This window comes from Promicromonospora aerolata (assembly GCF_042682255.1).
Taxonomy (GTDB): domain Bacteria; phylum Actinomycetota; class Actinomycetes; order Actinomycetales; family Cellulomonadaceae; genus Promicromonospora; species Promicromonospora aerolata.
Map to the genome: position 1 here is coordinate 3,456,780 of NZ_JBHUHF010000001.1, position 15,142 is coordinate 3,471,921.

The following is a 15,142-nucleotide window of genomic DNA, read 5'->3' on the forward strand; positions in this document are numbered from 1 at the left end:
CGATGACAGGACGCAATGACAGTTCAACTGCCTGCCGATGGATGGATTCTGGGGAGCGGACTCCTGCTGATCGCGGCCATCCTAGCCGCCGGGTTCGCGAACCGGATCCGTATGCCGGGCCTGCTGCTCTTCCTCGCACTGGGCATGATCATCGCCGACGACGGCCTGGCGCTGATCACTCTCGATGACCCCCGCATCGCGCAGATCGGCGGTTCCATCGCGCTGCTCCTCATCCTCTTCGAGGGTGGTCTGACGACCAAACCCGGCGACATCCGCCGAGCGGCAGCTCCGGGCATCGTGCTCGCGACGGTGGCCGTCGGCATCACCGCTGCACTGGTGGGCGTCGGGACCTACCTGTTGTTGGACGTCGACCTGCTCACGGCCCTGCTGATCGGCGCGGTCGTTGCCTCCACCGACGCGGCCGCCGTCTTCGCGATGCTGCGCAGGGCACCTCTGCCACGCAAGCTCGCGTCCCTGCTGGAGGTGGAGTCCGGAGCCAACGACCCCATCGCAATCATGCTCACGATCGGGCTCATCGCCACCTGGCAGGGCACGCCCACCACTGGTGAGTGGATCACGTTCGCGATCCTGCAACTCGGCGGAGGCATCGTGGTCGGCGCGCTGATCGGTCTGGCAGGCAGCTGGCTGCTGACCCGGGTCAGCCTGGGTCCTGCAGGGGTCTATCCCGTGCTGGCACTGGGAATCGCGGGACTGTCCTATGGTGGCGCGGCCCTGCTGGGCGCATCGGGGTTCCTGGCCGTCTACATCACCGGCCTGCTCGTCGGCGCACGCGCACCCCTGCATCGCCGGGGCATCCGCAGCTTCCACGAAGGACTGTCCAACACCGCCGAGGTCGGGCTCTTCCTCATGCTGGGGATGCTGGTCTTCCCCTCCGAACTGCCCGCTGTGGTGGTTCCCGGGCTGGCCATCACGGTGATCCTCGTCCTGGTGGCCCGTCCGGTGGCCGTCACGGCGTGTCTTGTCTGGTTCGGCTACAGCTGGCGCGAGATCGTCTTCATCAGCTGGGTCGGACTACGAGGGGCGGTACCGATCGTCCTGGCGACCTTCCCCTTCGTCGCCGGCTACCCCGACGGCGCGCTCATCTTCAACGTGGTCTTCTTCGTGGTCCTGGTCTCCGCCACGGTGCAGGGCGTCAGCATCAGCACGGCCGCGCGCTGGCTCGGGCTGTCACGGGAGAGCGAAGCCTCCACCCTGAGCCCTGTGGCGACGGACGTGCCGCTCAGCGACGTCAACACCGAGCTCATCGAGGTACGGGCGACGCGCGGGCTGTACATCGTCGGCAAGCGCCTGGACGACCTGGACCCCCCACACGGTCTGGTGACCACAATCGTGCGAGGATCACGCGTCCTCATTCCCACCCCACGCACCACCATCCGCGAGGGCGATCTCATCATCCTCGCCATGCCTCGCCGCACCGACACCAGCAGACTCGTCACGGCATGGGCCAAGGGAGAAAGCGGCATCGCGTCCGAATAGGGGTCCGCCCCCAGGCGACCACACTCGTCTACGCGATGCCAACGTGTCGGGCTCGACCCAGGCAATGAGCCCGGCCAAGATCAGCGGCACCGCCACGGCCGTGCCGCTATTGAGGTTCCGACGGACGGTGGGCGGTGTCGGTGAACGTCACGACCAAGCAGGGCCACCAGTGCGAGGTGACCACCACGCTGCTCGAGCGGGACATCTGAGGTACGAACAGGTCACCTGTTTCGTGATGACGACTCTTCCCGCAGTCTGCTGGGCGGGCCGCATAACCCCGCCGTTCGCGGTACCTGATGGCTGCAGACTGCGGTGATCCGCGCATCTGGGTGGGGTACCGGCACCGGTCCAGTTTCTGATCGGTTGCCGCAGTTGAGACGTGGCCAACCCGAGTGGACTTCGCCCAGCCCTGCGAGCGCACCGTATACGGCCGAGTCTCGTTCCCCGGTCCGATGCGGTCCACGAGATGTCTCGTGGTCACCGCCAGAACGATGAGCACCCCGGTGACCGTCAGCCCTACCCAGTCCATTCCCCACGGTCTCTCTTCCGCGCGGTGGCGAACAATGGGTTCTGTCCCCCATCTTTTGCGCGCGGTGACCTGAGAGGGTGGTTGGCATGTTCCACCTGTCGATGCCGTTGTTCTGGCGTGTCTGCCTGATCAACGGTGCGGTGTTCCTGCTCGGGACGCTTGCCCTTGCCCTGTCACCGGCGACGGTGTCGGCACAGCCGTTGTTGTCCGAGCTCGTTGTACTGCTGCTCGGGCTAACGGTGATCGTATTGGTCAATGGCGCACTGCTGCGGGCGGTGTTGCGTCCGCTGGACCGGTTGACGACTGTGATGGCACGGATCGACCTGCGGTATCCAGGCCTGCGCCTGGACGAGGCAGGCTCCGGCCCGGCGCGTGAGCTGGTGCGCGGGTTCAACGCGATGCTGGAGCGGCTGGAGGTCGAACGCTCGACGAGTACCACTCGGGCCCTGCAGGCGCAGGAGGCGGAACGGCAGCGCATCGCCCAGGAGCTGCACGATGAGGTGGGGCAGAGCCTGACGGCGGTCCTGCTCGGGCTCCGGTACTTCATGGACACCGCACCCGAGCCGGTGCGCGCCGAGCTCGACGCGTTGCGGGACACGACCCGCACGAGCCTGGAGGAGGTGCGCAGGATCTCCCAGCGCCTGCGGCCGGGTGATCTGACGGACCTGGGGCTGGTCAGCGCCCTGGCCGGCCTGGCCCGCGACACCTCTGCGCGTAACGGACCGCACGTCCGACGTCGGCTGCCTTCATCGGTGCCGGACCTGCCGCCCGAGACCGAGCTCGTGATCTACCGCGTCGTGCAGGAGGCCCTGACGAACGTGGTGCGTCACGCGCGGGCCACGACCGTCGATCTCGACCTCAGCCTGTCGGACGACGCCCTCGTCCTGCGGGTCGCGGACAACGGTGTCGGCATCCGTGCCGGTGCGATGGGTGCCGGGATCCAGGGGATGCTGGAGCGCGCACGGATGGTCGGCGGCGACCTGTCGGTGCGCTCCCACGGCGGTGGTGGCGGCACCGAGGTGCGGCTCAGGTTGCCCGTCCCTGCGCCCGTCCTGGGGAGGGCCGGATCGTGACGGTGCGTGTCCTGTTGGCCGACGACCACACTCTCGTGCGCAGTGGTGTGCGCAGGATCCTGGAGTCCGAACCCGACCTCGAAGTCGTCGCGGAGGCCGCCGACGGCGCCGAGGCGGTCGAGCTCTCGCGCTCGATCCGTCCCGACCTTGCCGTGCTCGATGTGTCGATGCCTCGGCTGACGGGGCTGCAGGCGGCGCGGGAGATCTCGCAGCGGGCTCCCGAGGTGCGCACGCTGATCCTGTCCATGCACGACAACGAGCAGTACTTCTTCGCCGCGCTCAAGGCGGGCGCCAGCGGGTACGTGCTGAAGTCTGCCGCGGACGAGGATCTGGTCGCGGCCTGCCACGCCGCGATGCGCGGCGAGCCGTTCCTGTACGCCGGAGTCGCCAGGACCCTCGTGCGAGATTTCCTCGAGCGGACGCGCCGGGGGGATCGCATGCCCCGCGGCGTGCTCACCCCGCGCGAGGAGGAGGTGATCAAGCTCATCGCGGAGGGCCACACCTCCCTGCAGATCGCGGCCGAGCTCGTGATCAGCCACAAGACCGTGGAACGCCATCGCTCCAACATCCTGGCCAAGCTCGGGATGCGGGACCGGACCGAGATGACCCGGTACGCGATCCGAGCGGGACTCGTCGAGCCGTGACATCGCCGCCGGCGGGCAGCACCTGAGAGCCTGAAAGGGGCGTGATCATCCGATGAGCGGACAGGATTTCGGGATGCTCGCGGCGATCCTCGCGGTCGCGGCCATCACCGGGTTGGTCGCCAACCGGCTGCGTCAACCCTTGATCGTCGCCTTCATCGGGGTGGGGATCCTGGTCGGGCCGGTCGGCACCGGATGGGCCAGCGGTATCGGAGAGATCGAGCTCCTGGCGCACCTGGGCATCACCATCCTGCTGTTCCTGGTCGGGCTGCGGCTCGACCTCCACCTGATCCGCACGACCGGACCGGTCGCACTCGCCACCGGCCTCGGGCAGATCGCGTTCACCGCCGCGATCGGCTACGGCATCGGCCTGGCACTGGGCATGGACCATGTCACCGCCATCTACGTCGCCGTAGCCTTGACATTCTCCTCGACGATCATCATCGTCAAGCTGCTGTCCGACAAGCGAGAGATCGACGAGCTGCACGGGCGCATCGCCGTCGGCTTCCTCATCGTGCAGGACCTCGCCGTGGTCGTCGTCATGATCGCCCTGACCGCCTTCGGCCAGGAAACCAGCGACCATGTCGGACTCGACATCGCCTTCGTGATCGGCAAAGGCATCGCACTGCTGGCCGGGGTCGCCCTGGCCATGCGCTACCTGATCCCCCGGCTGCTGCCCCTGGCGGCTCGCTCCCAGGAGCTGCTCGTGCTCTTCGCCGTCGCCTGGGCGGTCTCGATCGCCGCGATCAGCGCCTGGCTCGGGTTCAGCACCGAGGTCGGCGCGTTCCTCGCGGGCATGTCACTGGCCTCGACACCGTTCCGCGAAGCGATCGGCGCACGGCTCGTGAGCCTCCGCGACTTCCTGCTGCTGTTCTTCTTCCTCGCCCTCGGTGCCCAGCTGGAATTCACCGACGCCACCCGTCAGCTGAGCGAAGCCGCGGTGTTCTCCGCTTTCGTGCTCCTCGGCAACCCGCTGATCGTGCTGGTCATCATGGGACTGATGGGCTACCCGGTGCGCGTGTCGTTCAAGGCCGGACTCACCGTCGCCCAGATCAGCGAGTTCTCCCTCATCCTCGCCGCCCTCGGGCTCAGCCTCGGCCACATCACCTCCGGCACCGTCAGCCTCATCACCGTCGTCGGGCTGATCACCATCGGCGCCTCCACCTACATGATCCTGTACTCCCAACCACTGTTCGAGAAGCTCAGACCGCTCCTGGGAGTCTTCCAACGCCGCAACGCCCACCAGCGGGAGGCTCCCCGCAACGGACTTGAGGCCGACGTGCTGATCTACGGCCTGGGCCGCCTCGGCAGCCAGGTCGTGAACCGCCTCACCGCGGCCGGCCGGTCCGTCGTCGCGGTCGACTTCGACCCCGACATCGTCAATCGCTGGAACCGCAACGGGATCACGGCGTTCTTCGGCAGCGCCGAGGACATCGACTTCCTGGAGTCGCTCCCGCTTGCCCAGGCACGCTGGGTGGTCAGCACGATCCCGTCGGCCGAGGTCAGCCTCGCCCTCCTGCACGCCCTGCGCCACCACGACTACCAGGGGCGCATCGCCCTGACCGCGCTCTCGGCCCGCGACGCGCAGCGTCTGCGGAGCACCGATGCCGACATCGTGGTCGAACCGTACTCTACGGCGACCCAGGCGGTGCTCGATCACATCGCCGACCACGTCGGCGAAGGCGGCACCGGAGGCCGGGACCAGGCCTGAGATCTACCGGTCGGGAGACGACCGGCACTGGCTGCCCGGACCCCAGTCGCTGGCAGTGATGGTGAGCCAGCCACCGCATCCAGGTTGCCGGCCTGTGGGAGCCGCTGGTGAATTACGGCGGGACTTCGGCACCGACGTTGAGTCCGCCCTGGGGCCTGCTGCCTGTACAAGCGAGACCCGTTGTCCGCCCGGGTGGCGCAGGACTTCGCGCCTGTTCGAAGGCCAAGCCTCGGTCTCACACCGGTGCGGTGGCTGGGGTCGGGGAACCAGCCGACAGACCTGGAGTGGTGATATATCGGCTGGCGCCCTCGACGCTCATCCCGAACAGGTCGCACAGGCGGCGCACGTCCCCGCCGCTGGCGTGCGCCTCGGCCAGGATGCGGTCCTCCCGCAGGGCTTGAGGGCGCAGGGTGGTCTTGTTCCAGGGGAACTGCGTGCCGGGGTGGACCAGGCGTGGTGCGCTGCGTTGGGTGACGAACAGGTACGGGTTGATCGTATTCGGCCACGTCTTCGCCCGGTGGTCGAGCCAGGCGCGTAGTCGGGGTCGGATCGGGTCGGCCAGGGGGATGATGCGGTCGCCGACCTGGAGGCGGCCATCGGTGATGTCGGTCAGCTGGACGCGTCGGACCTGGAGGTTGGTCAGGGCGTGGAAGGCCACCAGGGCCACCGCCAGTGCCACGGCAGGGTCGGGCGAGGCCAGCGCGGCGCGGACCGCCGCTGTGTCCAGAGGCAATGGTGTGCTGCCTCCGGTGCCGGGGTTGGCCAGTGCGCGGGCGGGGTTCTGGAACGTGACCTTGCGGGATTTGAGGATGGAGAAGAGCGACCGCATACCGGTCACGGTCGTGGCGCGTTGGTGTCCCGAGGGTGGCAGGGCATCGGTGACCATCCCGGGAGTGACGGCGGCCAGGGAGGTGGTGTCCTGGGTGGCCCAGTCGGTCAGGATCGGCGTGAGGGCGTGGATCTGCTGGCGGATGTTGACCGGTGCTCGCCGACGGCGGCGGGGAGCGGTAGCCGACCCGTCGATCATGACGGCCAACCAGGTCTCGAGCTGTCCTCGCATGGGCTGGGGCAGGTGCCGCGTCTTGGCCGTGAAGTAGGTCTCGATGCGTGGGATGCGGTCCTCGACCAGGAGACCGGCCGCATCCAGGACGTCCATGGTGGAGACGATGTTGCCGGCGTAGGTGGGCAGGGTCAGCACGTCGGTGACGCGGATGCGCTCCTCGGCTCGGCTGCGGTAGGTCTGCAGCAGCCTCAGCGAGCGGACCACGTCGTTGCGCTGCCGGGTCGACCAGCCGTGCTGGTCCGCGTGCTCGCGCACGACCTGGTGGCAGTGCCGGGTCAGCTCCCCGTCTTCCCACCGGGCGCGCTCGGTCACGATCTGCGGGTCGGGCGTCATGGTCAGCAGCGCACCCTGGATGCCGTCGACCGGGGTGAATGGCCTGGTGGGGGCGCTGGGGCGGCGCTTGGGTCGCCGTGGTGGCGGCGGTGGGCGCAGCACCCGCGTGGGTGTGGGCATGTTCGCGAGGAACATCTGCTGGCCGTGCTTGTTCGCTCCGGCCAGGTCGATGCCGTGGCCGGGTTCGTGGAGCATGCGGGCCTGCTCCAGGCACAGCCGGCAGGCGCCGGCGTCCCCGACTGGCGCCGTGCGCCCGCAGTAGTCGCACGCGCTGGTCGGGAAGTGGGTGGCCCACCATCGGCAGGTCCAGCACATCCAGTTGTGCTGCCGGAAAACGCCCCAGGCCAGGCAGCTGGTGCAAGAGGACAGAAACCGTGGCCCGCCGGGATGGCACGCCTCGCACAGGCCCTGGCTGAAGTAGGCCGTTGACCCGCAGGTCCGGCACGGTGGCGGGTTGAACGGGCCCCCGGGCAGGCACGCGTAGCAGTAGTCGACTCGTGGTTTGGACCAGGCGACCTTCGCCGTCTGGCACCCGTTGCACTTGGGTGGTGGGCGCAGCGGCGCGTTCGGCCCTGGCCTCACCGGGTCCTCCTCACAGCGGCGGTTCTGACCGTGGTTTGCCGAACCGCGGGGTCACCACCGTGGCTCCCGGATGCTGCTCGCCGACTGCCTCGGCCTGCGCCGGGCGCCGTGCGGCGACCTTCTCCGGCTCCGGGATGAGCAGGTCACCGGGCACGCACTCCAGCACCGCGCACAGCACGTCGAGCTCCTCCAGCCGGATCACCGGCGGGCTGGTCGCCCACCACGAGGACATCTTCCCGGCGCTGATCTCCAGCCCGGCCTCGGCGAGCATGCGCCGCATCTGCGCGGACTTCCAGATCCCGCGCTCGGCGGCGGTCAGCCGCAGGTTCCACTTCATTCCTCAGACCTCCCCGAAGCGGGCCGCGACCCGCTGGTTGGCGTTCTTCCACGCCTGCTCGACGTGCTCGCTGCGCACGTGGATGTAGCCCGACGTCGTCGCGAGCCACTGGTGGCCCAGCAGCTCCTGCAAGGCCTTGAGGTCCATCCCAGCGCCGTACAGGGACGATGCGCAGTAGTGCCGCAGCACGTGCGGGGTCAACCGGCCCGACCAGGACGGCAGCCACAGCCCGGTCTGGATGCCGAGCGCGCGACGCAACGCGTTGGACCCGACCCGCCCGCACCTGCCCAGCTCGTCATCGAATCGCTCGGACGGCAGCATCGGCGCGTCCGGGTTCGACCAGTCGTCGCCGAACTGGTGGCGCACCTCGGCCAGCCACCAGTCGATCAGCTCGTCGGCGCCGTTGATCGCCGGGACCAGCCGCTGCTTCGGTCCCCGGCCGCGCGACCCCTTCCCGAACCGGACGTGGACCTTGCCCATCCCGCCAAGATCCGGACGCCAGTCACGGATGTCGAGCATCACCGTCTCGTTGATCCGCAGCCCCAGCCTGCGCCACAACGACGCTGCGAAGTAGTCCCTCGCCGCCGGCAGATACTTCCGTGCCTCGCCGACCGACGTGCGCCACCCAGCGAACAGCTTGTCGACCTCGACCTCCGACGGCGGGACCCGCACCTTGGCCAGCGAAGCCCCGGACTGCCGGTTGAACTCGTCCACCGGCTGCTCGACCAAGGCCCCGGTCAGCCGGTGAATCTGCCCCTGATAGCGCCCAATGACGAATTCGTAGAACCGTGCCAGGACCCCGGCTTTTCCCGCGCGCGTAGTCACGCTCAGCCCCCGCCGTCGCTGCTCGGCCAGGAACCGGTCAGCGTCCTGGCACGAGGCCGCCCACAAGGGGACGGTCAACGACCGGGCGAACTCCACCACGACCGACCGTGACGACGCCACGTGATCATCACTCAGTCCCGCCGCGCTCATCGCCAGCGCATGCTGATCCACGATCTCCTGCTCGAAGTCCTCGACATCCTGGGGATAGCGCAGCGCCTCGTCCTCGCCGCTGCCACCACGCAGCGCGACAAGCGTCACGGACTGCTCGGTTCAACCAGGTCGACCATCCGTCGACTGTACGAGCAAACCGTCACTCCCGCTGACCAACGATCGAATCCGTAGCGCCACGCATACAGCAGCGGGAACTAACCGTTCGCAGCCGATCAGCACTCCGTGGCCTCCACCGAACCTGAGTGCCTGGAGATTTACCCAACTACGCGGCTACCCAGCGATCGGGCCCGAAACTGTGGGGGCGAGTTTCGGGCCCGATCGCTGGGGAGGCGCACGTTCACGCCGGCTCGGGGACCGGCTCCTCGCTCTCCTGGAGCCAGTCGACCAACCCGCACACCGCGTCCTTGCACGAGCCGCAGCCCGTCGTCGCCCGGGTGTCGCGTGCGACGTCCTCGACGGTGTGTGCGCCCGACCCGCACGACTGCGCGATGTCGCCCTTGGTCACGCCGTTGCAGCGGCACACCACCGCGTCCTCCGGCATGTGCTCGGGGGACGACGCCGGAGCCGCCGCGGACATCACCGGTGTCAGCAGCAGGAACGCGGGGTCCGGCGGGACGGGCGTGCGGCGGGTGTAGGCGGCCGTGAGGTCGGCGGCGACCCGCGGATCTCCCACGCACGTCGCGCCGACGAGCAGGCCGTCCGCCACCACCACCTCGACGTACCGGCCGGCGGCTGGATCGGCCAGGCGCACCGCGCGCTGGGTGGCGCCGTCCGGGCGCGACGGGCCACAGACCCCCATCGTGATGATGCTGAGCGGCCCGCCCTTGACCTTCACGACGTCGGTCCCCCGCGTCTCGATCCCCCGGTCCGACTGCGCGCGGGTCGTGGCACCGCCGGCCAGCAGGGCGCCCAGGCGGACGGCCATGCTGGGCCGGGTACCGTCGCGCGGTATGCGGAGGTGGGACGCGGCCGGCGGGGCGACCGGTTCGACCAGCGAGACCAGCTGCTCGGCCAGGCGACGCGCCTGGTCCCAGCCCTCGGCGACGAGCCCGCGCGAGCCGTCCGGCGGCTGTGCGCAGTCGCCGATCGCGTGGACGCGCGGGTCGTCGGGGCTGGCCAGGTCGTATCCGACGACGACGCCACGATCGGTTGGCAGGCCCGATGCCACGGCGAGCCCGGTCTCCGGGATGGTGCCCACGGAGAAGACGATCAGCCGGGCGGCGACCACCTCGTCGCGCTGCCCGGAGGTGCCCGAGGACCGCCGTCCGGTCGCCGGGGCTGCCTGATCCGTGTCGTGCTCGACCCGGATGCCCACCGCGCGACCGCCCGCCACCAGCACCTCCCTGGACCGACAGCCCGCCAGCACCGTGACGCCCTGCTCCTCGAGGCCGGCCCGGACGACGTCGGCGGCCTCCGGATCGAGTTGTCGGTCCATGAGGGACCGCGCGTTGTGGATCAGCGTCACGTTCAGGCCGCGGTCCGCGAGGCCGACGGCGGCCTCCAGCCCCAGCACGCCGCCGCCGACCACCACGGCCCGCGGCGAGTTCACGGTGGCGGCGACGATCTCACGGGCGTCGTCGAGGCTGCGCAGCGCGTGCACGCCGGCCGGCAGCCCGCCGTCGGCGGTGCGCAGGCCGGAGATCGGTGGGACCCGGGCCGCCGCACCGGTCGCCAGTACGACGTGGTCGTACGGGTGCACCGTGCCGTCGTCGGCGGTCACCACGCGGGACTCCCGGTCGATCGACGTCGCGGTGACGCCCCGGCGCACGGTGACCCGGGCCCCGTCGGGCAGCGGCATCGTGATCGCGGCGACGTCGGTGCGGCCGGCCACGACATCGCTCAGCAGCACCCGGTTGTACGGCTCGTACGGCTCCGCGCCGAGCACGGTGATGTCGAACGCCTCGGGCTCACGGCGCAGCAGCTCGTCGACCAGCCGTGAGCCGACCATCCCGAAGCCCACCACGACGACCTTCACGGGGACACGCAGGTTCATGGCGAGAGCTCCTTCGTTCGGCGGGCGTCGCCCCGGACTGCAGGGCTGTCCGGGACGGGCGTGAGATCCACGGCGCAGACCTTGAACTCCGGCATCCCGGAGATCGGGTCGGTGGCGTCCGTGGTCGCCTGGTTGACGGATCCGATGCCGCTCCAGTGGAACGGCATGAAGACGGTGTCGGGCCGCACGGCGTCGGTCCAGCGGGCCGTCGCCTCGACCCGGCCGCGCGAGCTGGTCAGGCGTACTCGGGCACCGTCGGCCACACCGATGCGGGAGCCCAGCACCGGGTGCAGCTCGATGTACGGCTCGGCCACCAGACGCTCCAGCTCCGCCACGCGGTGCGTCTGTGCTCCCGACTGGTAGTGCTGCAGCACCCGGCCCGTGACCAGGTAGATCGGGGCGCCGGGACGCACGTCGTCGCTGGGCCCCACGTGGTCGACGGCGACCATCCGGGCTCGCCCGTCCGGCGTGGCGAACCGTTCGAGGAACAGCCGGGGCGTCCCGGGATGCCCTGCCGTGTCAGACGTACGGGTCACTCCGGTGACCTGTGTGCCTGACCCGTCAGCTGGGGTTGCCGGGACCGGCCAGAACAGGCCAGGACCGCTGGACGCTTCGTCGGCGTCGAGCCGGGCGTGGGAGAGACCGGAGTAGTCGGCGGGACCGCCGGCGGAGGCACGGGCCAGCTCGTCGAACACCGCGGCGGGGTCGGTCGGGAAGGCCAGGGACTGGGGCGCACCGAGCCGGCGTGCCAGCTCGGCGAGGACCCACAGCTCGGAGCGCGCCTCGCCCGGCGGCGCCACGACGGCCCGACGGCGGATGACCCGCCCTTCGAGCGACGTCATGGTGCCCTCCTCCTCTGCCCACTGCGTCACGGGCAGCACGACGTCGGCGAGGAGCGCCGTCTCGCTGGGGACGAAGTCGCACACGACCAGCAGGTCGAGGCTCTTCAGCCGGCCGATCACCTTGCTCGCGTCGGGCGCACTGACCACCAGGTTGGAGCCGTGCACCAGGAGCGCCCGCGGCCGGACGGGGCCACCCGCACGCGCCTGCTCACCGGTCGGGGCGCCGAGGGACCTCAGGAGCTGCACCGCAGGCATCCCTGGTCCGGGGAGCGTCTCCGGGTCGACGCCCCAGACGCCGGCGACGTGCTCGCGCGCCGCCGGGTCGTCGATCTTGCGGTAGCCGGGGAGCTGGTCTGCCTTCTGCCCGTGCTCGCGGCCGCCCTGCCCGTTGCCCTGCCCCGTGATGGCGCCGTACCCGGACCCGACGCGGCCCGGCAGGCCCAGGGCGAGCGCCAGGTTGATCGCCGCCGTGACCGTCGCCGTGCCCTGTGTCGACTGCTCGACGCCGCGACCGGTCAGCACGTAGGCGCCGGCCCCGCCGTGGACCGGGGCGGCTGCGGCCAGCAGCCGGGCCACCCGCCGCAGCTCACCGATGGGCACCCCGGACACGGCCTCGACCCGCTCGGGCCACCAGCCCGCGACGGACCGGGCGACGTCGTCGAAGCCGCTGGTGCGCTCGTCGAGGTAGGTCCGGTCGGCGAGTCCTTCGGCGAGCACCACGTGCAGCAGGCCGAGCAGCACCGCGAGGTCCGTTCCGGGTACGGGCGCGAGGTGCACGCCCTCGCCGGGCTGGGCCGAGGCGGGGCGCTCTGCCGCGCCTGTCGAAGGATCCCCGACGAGGCGGGCCGTCGCGGACCGGCGGGGGTCGACGACGACGAGCCCGCCCGCCGCCCGTGCCCCGGCGAGGTGCTGCACGGCCGGTGGCATGGTCTCCGCGACGTTCGACCCGAGCAGCAGCACGGCCTGGGCGCCGCCGACGTCGGACAGCGGGAAGGGCAGGCCGCGGTCGATCCCGAAGGACCGGTTCATCCCGGCCGCCGCGGACGCCATGCAGAACCGACCGTTGTAGTCGATGTTGGGCGTGCGCAGGACGGTGCGGGCGAACTTGCCGAGCGCGTACGCCTTCTCGTTGGTCAGCCCGCCGCCGCCGAATACGGCGACCGCTTCCGGTCCGTGCTCGGCGGCCAGCGCCGCGAGCCGGGACGCGACCAGGTCGAGCGCAACGTCCCAGCTCGTCGGCTCCAGTTCCCCGGACGTGCCCCGGACCAGCGGGGTGACGAGCCGGTCCGAGACCCCGAGCACCGCCGCCGACGTCCACCCCTTCTGGCACAGCCCGCCCCGGTTGGTGGGGAAGTCGCGGGGCCGCACCTCGAGCGGCGGCGCCCCGTCCGCACGGGTCCGCGTCAGCGACATCCCGCACTGCAGTGCGCAATAGGGGCAGTGCGAGTCGACGGCAGTTCCCGGGGAGGCGAGCATGTTCAGACCCGCGCCTCTGCCATGGCACCGCGTCCGTAGACGAGCCAGCACACGAGGGCCAGCACGGCGTACACCCCGATGAACAGCCACAGCGCGGGGACGAGCGACCCGGCCACGGTGGTGGACAGCGCGAACCCGCGGGGGATGAGGAACCCGCCGAACGCGCCGATCGCGCCGGCGATGCCGATGCACCCGGCCGCCGCCTTCGCCGTCCCGCCGCTCACCCGGAAGACCGCGGGGATCATCCGGTAGACCGAGCCGTTGCCGACGCCCGTGGCCACGAACAGGACGAGGAAGGAGCCGAAGAACCCGGGGAAGCTGCCGGACCCGAGGGCCCAGATCGCGCCCATCGCGCCGAGCGCCATCACGCCGAACGAGGCGATCGTGATGATCATGCCGCCGACCCGGTCGGCGAGGATGCCGCCGAGCGGGCGGGCGACCGACCCGACGAGGGCGCCCAGGAAGGCGAGCGGCAGCGCGACGTCCGGGAACTCGCCCTTGAGCAGCGTCGGGAAGGCTCCCGCGTACCCGATGAACGAACCGAACGTACCGATATAGATGCAGCTGATGATCCACGTGTGCTTGTCGTGGACCGCCACACCGAACGAGCGTGGGTCCGCCTTGGCTGTGCTGAGGTTGTCCATCCAGCGCCAGGCGAGGAACGCGGCGAGCAGGACGAACGGGATGAAGACGAGCCCGGCCCGGTCGAGCGCGACGCCCGCTCCGGTCACGACGACGAGCGGTACCGCGAGCTGGACGGCCGCCGTGCCGATGTTGCCGCCGGCGGCGTTCCAGCCCAGGGCCGCGCCCTTCTCCTTCTCGGGGAAGAAGAACGAGATGTTCGCCATCGAGGACGCGAAGTTGCCGCCGCCCAGGCCCGCGAGCGCCGCCGCACCGAGCAGCACGGGGAACGGCGTGGTCGGGTCACCGACCGTGAGGATCAGCGCGCCGATCGGCAGCAGGAGGAGCAGCACCGAGACGATCGTCCAGTTGCGGCCGCCGAACACGGGGACCGCGAACGTGTAAGGGATGCGAAGCGTGGCGCCGACGAGGGCGGGCACCGAGATGAGCCAGAACATCTGGTCGACCGTCAGGTCGAAGCCCGCAGCGGGCAGCTGCGGCACGACGATCGACCACAGGGCCCAGGCACCGAAACCGAGGAACTCCGCGAAGATCGAGAGCACGAGGTTGCGGCGGGCGGTACGGCGTCCGCCGTCCTCCCACAGGGTCTTGTCCTCGGGGTCCCAGTGCTCGATCCAGCGTCCCGTGCGGTGCTGGGCGCTCGTGGCCGAGGCCCGGTCGTCGCGTGTGTCATCGCGTGTTGTCGGAGTGGACACGTCGTCCTCCCTGCATGGGCGTATGCCCGACGACGCCGGGCGCGCTCGGACCGACGGGTGCCGGATCCGGGACCGGCCCGACGTCGGACCGACGCCATGAACCTAGGGAGGCGGTGTTTCATCGCCCGACAAAGAGCAGTTAATCGACCGTAAGGAAGAACGCACAGGGTGCCGGCTGCTCGTGTGAGGGGTTGCCTCCCTGAGTTCGGTCCCTTCCACGATCAGACCAGTGAGATCGGTCGGTTGGTATGAGATCGGTCGGTTGATGGACCGATCTCATACCAACAGACCGAAGTCAGTGAATCTGCGGGGAGGCTGCCCTGAGCCTCACCCGGCCGGCGTCAGCACCTCCACGCGGTTGCCCGCGCCGTCGAACGCGTGGAAGCGCTCGTAGCCGTCGAAGGTGTGGCGGTCCTTCCACGTGGTCTCGAACCCGAGGCGCACCAGACGTGCGCCGACCGACTCGAGGTGCGCGACGTCGTCGGCCACGAGTGCCGGGTGCGCGTTGCGCGCGGGCGTGAACGGGTCCTCGACGCCGACGTGGATCTCGGCGGTCGTCCGGCCCTCCGCGTCGAAGTCCCGGAACCAGCAGCCACCACGACCGGTGAGCGCCTCGGGCTTGGGGACCTCGGTCAGGCCGAGGCCGTCCCTGTAGAAGCGGCGGGCGAGGTCCTCGCCGTCGCGCGGGCAGGTCACCTGGATGTGATGGAGGCGCATGCGCGAGATTATCGC

11 protein-coding genes are annotated in these 15,142 nt (G+C 70.3%); 4 read left to right on the plus strand and 7 right to left on the minus strand.

The window, feature by feature from the left end:
- Nucleotides 1–15: 15 nt before the first annotated feature.
- The 4 genes from ACFSL2_RS15400 (at nucleotide 16) to ACFSL2_RS15415 (ending at nucleotide 5,451) form a co-directional block, all read left to right on the plus strand.
- The gene (locus tag ACFSL2_RS15400) at nucleotides 16–1,497 is read left to right on the plus strand and encodes a potassium/proton antiporter (RefSeq protein WP_377198704.1); all 1,482 of its coding nucleotides are present in this window, start codon (nucleotides 16–18) and stop codon (nucleotides 1,495–1,497) included.
- Nucleotides 1,498–2,112: 615 nt separating this feature from the next.
- Nucleotides 2,113–3,099 carry a HAMP domain-containing sensor histidine kinase gene (locus ACFSL2_RS15405; RefSeq protein ID WP_377198705.1) on the plus strand — a complete coding sequence of 329 codons (987 nt, stop codon included), beginning with the start codon at nucleotides 2,113–2,115 and terminating at the stop codon, nucleotides 3,097–3,099.
- A complete protein-coding gene (locus ACFSL2_RS15410) occupies nucleotides 3,096–3,743 on the plus strand; it encodes a response regulator (RefSeq protein WP_377198706.1) in 648 nt (215 codons plus the stop codon). The genes ACFSL2_RS15405 and ACFSL2_RS15410 overlap by 4 nt, the downstream gene beginning before the upstream one ends.
- 52 nt (nucleotides 3,744–3,795) lie before the next feature.
- Nucleotides 3,796–5,451, plus strand: a complete 1,656-nt coding sequence (locus ACFSL2_RS15415) for a cation:proton antiporter (protein WP_377198707.1) — start codon at nucleotides 3,796–3,798, stop codon at nucleotides 5,449–5,451.
- Between the two features lie 235 nt (nucleotides 5,452–5,686).
- Here ACFSL2_RS15415 and ACFSL2_RS15420 read toward each other — a convergent pair whose 3' ends face one another.
- The 7 genes from ACFSL2_RS15420 to ACFSL2_RS15450 all read right to left on the minus strand — a co-directional run bounded on the left by ACFSL2_RS15420 (nucleotide 5,687) and on the right by ACFSL2_RS15450 (nucleotide 15,127).
- Nucleotides 5,687–7,042, minus strand: a complete 1,356-nt coding sequence (locus ACFSL2_RS15420) for a hypothetical protein (protein WP_377198708.1) — start codon at nucleotides 7,040–7,042, stop codon at nucleotides 5,687–5,689.
- 397 nt (nucleotides 7,043–7,439) lie between these two features.
- The gene (locus tag ACFSL2_RS15425; RefSeq protein ID WP_377198709.1) at nucleotides 7,440–7,766 is read right to left on the minus strand and encodes a helix-turn-helix domain-containing protein; all 327 of its coding nucleotides are present in this window, start codon (nucleotides 7,764–7,766) and stop codon (nucleotides 7,440–7,442) included.
- A 3-nt stretch (nucleotides 7,767–7,769) separates the two neighbouring features.
- Entirely contained in the window at nucleotides 7,770–8,849 is a 1,080-nt protein-coding gene (locus tag ACFSL2_RS15430) for a tyrosine-type recombinase/integrase (RefSeq protein WP_377198710.1), read from the minus strand.
- 250 nt (nucleotides 8,850–9,099) lie between these two features.
- On the minus strand, nucleotides 9,100–10,755 hold the full coding sequence (locus ACFSL2_RS15435) for an FAD-dependent oxidoreductase (RefSeq protein ID WP_377198711.1): 1,656 nt from the start codon (nucleotides 10,753–10,755) through the stop codon (nucleotides 9,100–9,102).
- Nucleotides 10,752–13,073 carry a molybdopterin oxidoreductase family protein gene (locus ACFSL2_RS15440; RefSeq protein ID WP_377198712.1) on the minus strand — a complete coding sequence of 774 codons (2,322 nt, stop codon included), beginning with the start codon at nucleotides 13,071–13,073 and terminating at the stop codon, nucleotides 10,752–10,754. The genes ACFSL2_RS15435 and ACFSL2_RS15440 overlap by 4 nt, the downstream gene beginning before the upstream one ends.
- Before the next feature lie 2 nt (nucleotides 13,074–13,075).
- Nucleotides 13,076–14,410: an MFS transporter gene (locus tag ACFSL2_RS15445; RefSeq protein WP_377198713.1), complete on the minus strand. Its 1,335-nt coding sequence runs from the start codon at nucleotides 14,408–14,410 to the stop codon at nucleotides 13,076–13,078.
- Between the two features lie 327 nt (nucleotides 14,411–14,737).
- Entirely contained in the window at nucleotides 14,738–15,127 is a 390-nt protein-coding gene (locus ACFSL2_RS15450) for a VOC family protein (RefSeq protein ID WP_377198714.1), read from the minus strand.
- Nucleotides 15,128–15,142 lie beyond the last annotated feature (15 nt).

Coding starts and splice junctions, on each gene's coding strand:
- ACFSL2_RS15400 (WP_377198704.1), top strand. CDS start 16: ATGACAGTTCAACTGCCTGCCGATGGATGGATTCTGGGGAGCGGACTC.
- ACFSL2_RS15405 (WP_377198705.1), top strand. CDS start 2,113: ATGTTCCACCTGTCGATGCCGTTGTTCTGGCGTGTCTGCCTGATCAAC.
- ACFSL2_RS15415 (WP_377198707.1), top strand. CDS start 3,796: ATGAGCGGACAGGATTTCGGGATGCTCGCGGCGATCCTCGCGGTCGCG.
- ACFSL2_RS15420 (WP_377198708.1), bottom strand. CDS start 7,042: ATGCTCCACGAACCCGGCCACGGCATCGACCTGGCCGGAGCGAACAAG.
- ACFSL2_RS15425 (WP_377198709.1), bottom strand. CDS start 7,766: ATGAAGTGGAACCTGCGGCTGACCGCCGCCGAGCGCGGGATCTGGAAG.
- ACFSL2_RS15435 (WP_377198711.1), bottom strand. CDS start 10,755: ATGAACCTGCGTGTCCCCGTGAAGGTCGTCGTGGTGGGCTTCGGGATG.
- ACFSL2_RS15440 (WP_377198712.1), bottom strand. CDS start 13,073: ATGCTCGCCTCCCCGGGAACTGCCGTCGACTCGCACTGCCCCTATTGC.
- ACFSL2_RS15450 (WP_377198714.1), bottom strand. CDS start 15,127: ATGCGCCTCCATCACATCCAGGTGACCTGCCCGCGCGACGGCGAGGAC.